General features: G+C 61.7%; 5 protein-coding genes and 1 pseudogene. 4 read left to right on the top strand and 2 right to left on the bottom strand.

All coding sequences use genetic code 11. From position 1 onward, the window contains the following. From B5520_RS22235 to B5520_RS22225, 3 genes are all read left to right on the top strand, one after another. Positions 1–775, top strand: a 775-nt coding sequence (locus B5520_RS22235) for an N-acyl homoserine lactonase family protein (RefSeq protein WP_176156969.1), incomplete at its 5' end; no start/stop codon positions are given. Beyond that, positions 705–1,676: an NAD(P)-dependent oxidoreductase gene (locus B5520_RS22230; RefSeq protein WP_217700367.1), complete on the top strand. Its 972-nt coding sequence runs from the start codon at positions 705–707 to the stop codon at positions 1,674–1,676. The genes B5520_RS22235 and B5520_RS22230, both read left to right, overlap by 71 nt. Positions 1,677–2,026: 350 nt before the next feature. Then, positions 2,027–2,251: a hypothetical protein gene (locus B5520_RS22225; RefSeq protein WP_176156968.1), complete on the top strand. Its 225-nt coding sequence runs from the start codon at positions 2,027–2,029 to the stop codon at positions 2,249–2,251. Here B5520_RS22225 and B5520_RS22220 read toward each other — a convergent pair. After that, positions 2,230–2,445 (bottom strand): annotated as a pseudogene (locus B5520_RS22220) (transposase); the annotation flags it as partial. The gene B5520_RS22225 and the pseudogene B5520_RS22220 overlap by 22 nt on opposite strands. Positions 2,446–2,827: 382 nt before the next feature. On the opposite strand from B5520_RS22220, the gene B5520_RS22215 reads away from it, so the two are divergent. Then, positions 2,828–3,019, top strand: coding sequence for a hypothetical protein (locus tag B5520_RS22215; RefSeq protein ID WP_079599232.1), 192 nt, complete (start codon positions 2,828–2,830; stop codon positions 3,017–3,019). A 13-nt stretch (positions 3,020–3,032) separates the two neighbouring features. Here B5520_RS22215 and B5520_RS22210 read toward each other — a convergent pair whose 3' ends face one another. After that, the gene (locus B5520_RS22210) at positions 3,033–4,025 is read right to left on the bottom strand and encodes a quinone oxidoreductase family protein (protein ID WP_079599235.1); all 993 of its coding nucleotides are present in this window, start codon (positions 4,023–4,025) and stop codon (positions 3,033–3,035) included. Positions 4,026–4,207: the final 182 nt, after the last annotated feature.

Below are 4,207 nucleotides of genomic sequence, written 5' to 3'. Positions count from 1 at the left end.
GGTGCACGAGGTCTACGCCATCCGGTTCGCCGACAACCCGAGCGGTACTCGAGGACACTACTTTCTTGGCACCGCCGGGACGCCGGCCGACGAGCCCGCGCCACTGAACTACTACTTCTTCGTGCTGAGGTCGGCAGAAGGCGACATTCTCGTCGACTGCGGCTTCACCTCCGAGAAGGCAGCGGAGTGGGATCGCCCGCACTTCGCTGAACCGTGGGATGCGGCGCGCTGGCTCGACATAGATCCCGCGACCGTGCCGCTCATCGTTCTCACCCACCTGCATTTCGACCACGTCGGCGGCCTCCGAGGCTTCCCCGCCGCGGACATTGTGCTGCAGGAGGAAGAGATCGCGTTCTGGACGGGCAAAGCGGCCACCCGATCAGAGATCGCCCGGCTCGGCTCCCTGCCGGACCTGCACACCGTCCTTGATCGCGTCTACGAGGGCAAGGTGAGGTTCGTCCGTGGAGATGCGCAGGTGACCGACGGCGTGTGGGTGCACAGCGTGCCCGGCCACACACCGGGATCGCAAGCGGTGAGGGTGCGCACGGCATCGGGGGACCTGCTTCTCGCCGGCGACGCAGCCCACTTCTACGAGGAGGTTGAGCAGTCACACCCGTTCTCGATCTTCACCGACCTGGTCCAGATGTACGACAGCTTCGACCTGATGAACTCCCTGGTTCCCGCCGGGCGAGTGATACCAGGACATGACCCGCGCGTATTTGAACGCCACCCAGCAGTCCCCGGACTCGAGGGCCGCGTCGTCCGCATTGCCTGAGGAGACAGAGATCATGAACGTTATCGCCGTAGTAGGACTCGGACACATGGGCGGTGCCGTCGCCCGACGACTGGACGAGAAGTTCGAGGTGGTCGGCTTCGATGCCGCAGAAGGAGCGCGGGAACGCGCCGGAGTCACGACCGCGTCCACCCTCGACAAAGCGGTGTCAGACGCCGACATCGTCTTCACGAGTCTGCCGAACGACTCGATCGTGCGCGACGTGTGGCTCGGCCCTGGCGGACTCGTCGCTGCGGCACGAGAGGACGCGATCGTTGTCGAACTCAGCACGATCATGCCCACCACCATGCGCGATATCGCGTCCGCGGCGACCGGTCGAGGTGTCCGCAGTGTGGACTGCCCAGTCAGCGGTGGCCCCGGCGAGGCGGAGACAGGAAGGCTCTCGCTCCTGGTTGGCGGGGACGACGCGACCATCGATGCGGTCTCGGCAGCGCTCGAACAGCTTGGGACGATCCGCCGCACAGGGGACCTCGGTACCGGCAAGGTCGTAAAGATCGTCAACAACATGATGTCCATGGCGAATGTGCTCGCCGCATCCGAAGCGTTTTCGCTCGGATGCGCAGCCGGCGTCGACCCCCAGCGCCTCTTCGACGTGCTCTCCGTAAGCGGCGGCACCTCTCAGCACTTCACCAAGCGTTGGCCGAAGGCGCTTGCCGGTGATTTCACTCCGGGCTTCACAATCTCCCTCGGGGAGAAGGATCTGGCGCTCGGAATGGAGCTCGCGCGGTCCCTGCGTGTGCCCTCACCTGTGGCTGCCACGGGAAGGGAAATTTACCAGATGGCGATGCTGTCCGGCCTCGCGGACCAAGACATCGTGGCCCTCCAGCAGTTCTACGATAGCTGGTCAAGTGAACGGGCATCCAAGAAGCGCCTTGGAGAATAACCGCCGCTGCCCGATGACCGTCTAATAGCGCCTGCGACTATGAAGCACCGGGGTGGGAGAGACAGCCTCCTACGGCTTCGTCATTCTGCACGTGTCTAGCCGCAGGGTTCTAGAGCAGGCTGCCACGGAGACTTCGCTGCGTTCGGCCGTCTCTTAGCGAAGTTCGCTCGGCGCGAGGCGGGCGATAGCGTCGGCGATCTCGTCGGACTGGCCGAGGCGGCCGAGCGCGGTGTGGGCGGCCAGAGTGCTGTGCATCTCGGGGTGGCGGTGCCGAAACCGAGCAGTTTCTGGACGAGGTCAGGGAGCTGTCTACGTCCCGGGCTTTTGTCCCGTTGCCGGTAAGGGGCCGCATGGATCCCCAAACCTGGCAGCAGCAAGCTCCGGCGGCGCGGCATTCTCACTGGGAGGAATCGGGTGGTTTAGGTATCTCTGGCATTGGTGTTGGACCGATCTTCGAAGCGGACTTCCGTCCAAATCGTCGGGCCCAGGATGCGATCGTCGAAATACATGCCCTGGGCACCCGAAGGTATCACTGGGTGTTTGAGGCCGACATTCAGGCATGTTTGACGAGCTGAAACACTGCCCGCTCGGCTGCGGTGTCCCACTCAAGTGTTTTTGCGTGGTCGGGCGTTGAGTTCCTGGTCGACGTGCTCCAGATCCGCGGGCCCGTAGGCATTCTCAGGTCGCTGCCTTTCGGGAAGTACTGTCGCAGCAGCCCGTTTGTACTCTCGTTGGATCCGCGTTGCCAGAGATTGGCAGGGGCGCAGAACTAAATGAGCTGCAGACAAAAACCCGTGACATCAATGCCCAGCCGCCCGATACTGAACGTGTCTGGCAGGGCTGTGTCATTGCGGTCCGAGCCTTTGAGCGGGTCGCACAGCCCACCCTCACCGAGGATGAAGGAGGGCCGGGCCTTGCGGTTCGGCGACCCCCGGGTCATGGGCACTGCTCAGCGCCTTATGTCTCAGCCTAACTGCCGTCGGATCCACCCACCGGAGCATGCGTGCCCGGGTGAAGAATCTGCTCGGCACCGGCTACAGAACCCACCAAATGAGCTATGACCTCGCGCGCATGCGCCGCAACGGACTCATGGAACGCCGCCCCCACAGCAACACCTACACCAATACCGAGGCCGGCCAAACGCAAGCGCCGTGTTCTACACCAAGGTCCACAACGGGCTCCTGCAACCGTTCCTTGCCGCCGACAAAGCCCCAGCACCACTACGCCAGTTCCTGGCCACCATCGACCGCAGTGTCAACGGCTACATCCAGGACGCCCGGATCAAAAACGCTGCCTGGAAACTCAAGACAAACATCAAAGATCTGACCCCCAAGGAACGGTAGGATTTGGTGCATTCTAGGTATGCAGCTGGAGGACTGCTTTTCCGATCTGATGGCGACTTTCCAATGCTGCGTGGGCCTGTTCGACTTCAGCGAAAGAGTAGCGGCCGTTGATTTCTATGGAGACTGATCCGTCCAGCAACCCACCGAACACGTCATCGGCACGTCGCTGAACCGTTTCCGCATCCGCAAGGTGGTCAGCAAGCCGAGGCCTCGTCAGAAAGAGCGATCCAGCCTCGCCAAGTTCGATCGGATCCAGGTCCTTGAGTGAACCTGCTACAGATCCGTAGTTGATAACCAAGCCTCGAGTGCGAGCCGCGCGAAAACTGTCTCGCAAGGTAGGGCTGCCTACGGCATCAAACACCACATCAACTCCGTTTCCTCCGGTACGTTCGCGGATGACATCCGCAAAGCGTCCGTCGTCATAGCGCATTACATGATCAGCTCCGAAGCGTCTCGGAATCTCTGCTTTCTCCTCCGTGCTGGTTGTTGCGAAGACCGTTGCGCCCAGCCGCTTTGCATATTGAACCAACAGTTGTCCGATGCCACCAGAGGCGGCATGAACCAAGCACGTGCTACCAGCGGCCAGTTGAGCCACATCGTGAGTGAGGTAGTGCGCAGTGGAGCCTTGAAAGATTGCAGCTGCGGCCAAATCCAAACTCACGCCGGATGGCAAAACTGCTAGACGATCTTCCGGTACAACGGCGAAGTCCGCATAGCTTCCCCAAGAGATACACCATGCAACCCGGTCGCCGACTCCCACACGCCTAACTCCTGGCCCTACGGCTTCGACAATGCCCGATCCCTCCATTCCAAGCGTAAGGGGCAGGCGAACCGGGTACGTTTGTGAGGCCTCATACTTACCCTGACGAGTATGCACGTCCATGAAGTTAATTCCGGCGAAGGCAACCTTCACCAGGACCTCTCCTGCCAGCGGACTTGGCTTCGGAACCTCCTCTCGCTGGAGCACTTCCGGCCCGCCGTACCGGTAGATTCGAATCGCCTTCATAGTTCTCTCCCTTGCCGCTCTCACACTGCCATCCAATGCCTCCACAAGCTCTAATGCTCGCTTTAGGGTGTTGTGGTTTCGCAGCTTATACACCTGCGCGAGCTTCTGCTCGGCGCTGTTGAGGGGTACTGGAACCGCCGCACGGACGACGGTCTGGCGCCGGCACGTAACGACCTGCTGCA

The sequence above is a fragment of the Arthrobacter sp. P2b genome (assembly GCF_900168295.1).
Lineage (GTDB): Bacteria > Actinomycetota > Actinomycetes > Actinomycetales > Micrococcaceae > Arthrobacter.
Note: the sequence above shows the minus strand (reverse complement) of the source record. Positions and strands in the feature narration are given on the sequence as shown.

Coding starts and splice junctions, on each gene's coding strand:
- B5520_RS22230 (WP_217700367.1), top strand. CDS start 705: ATGACCCGCGCGTATTTGAACGCCACCCAGCAGTCCCCGGACTCGAGG.
- B5520_RS22225 (WP_176156968.1), top strand. CDS start 2,027: ATGGATCCCCAAACCTGGCAGCAGCAAGCTCCGGCGGCGCGGCATTCT.
- B5520_RS22210 (WP_079599235.1), bottom strand. CDS start 4,025: ATGAAGGCGATTCGAATCTACCGGTACGGCGGGCCGGAAGTGCTCCAG.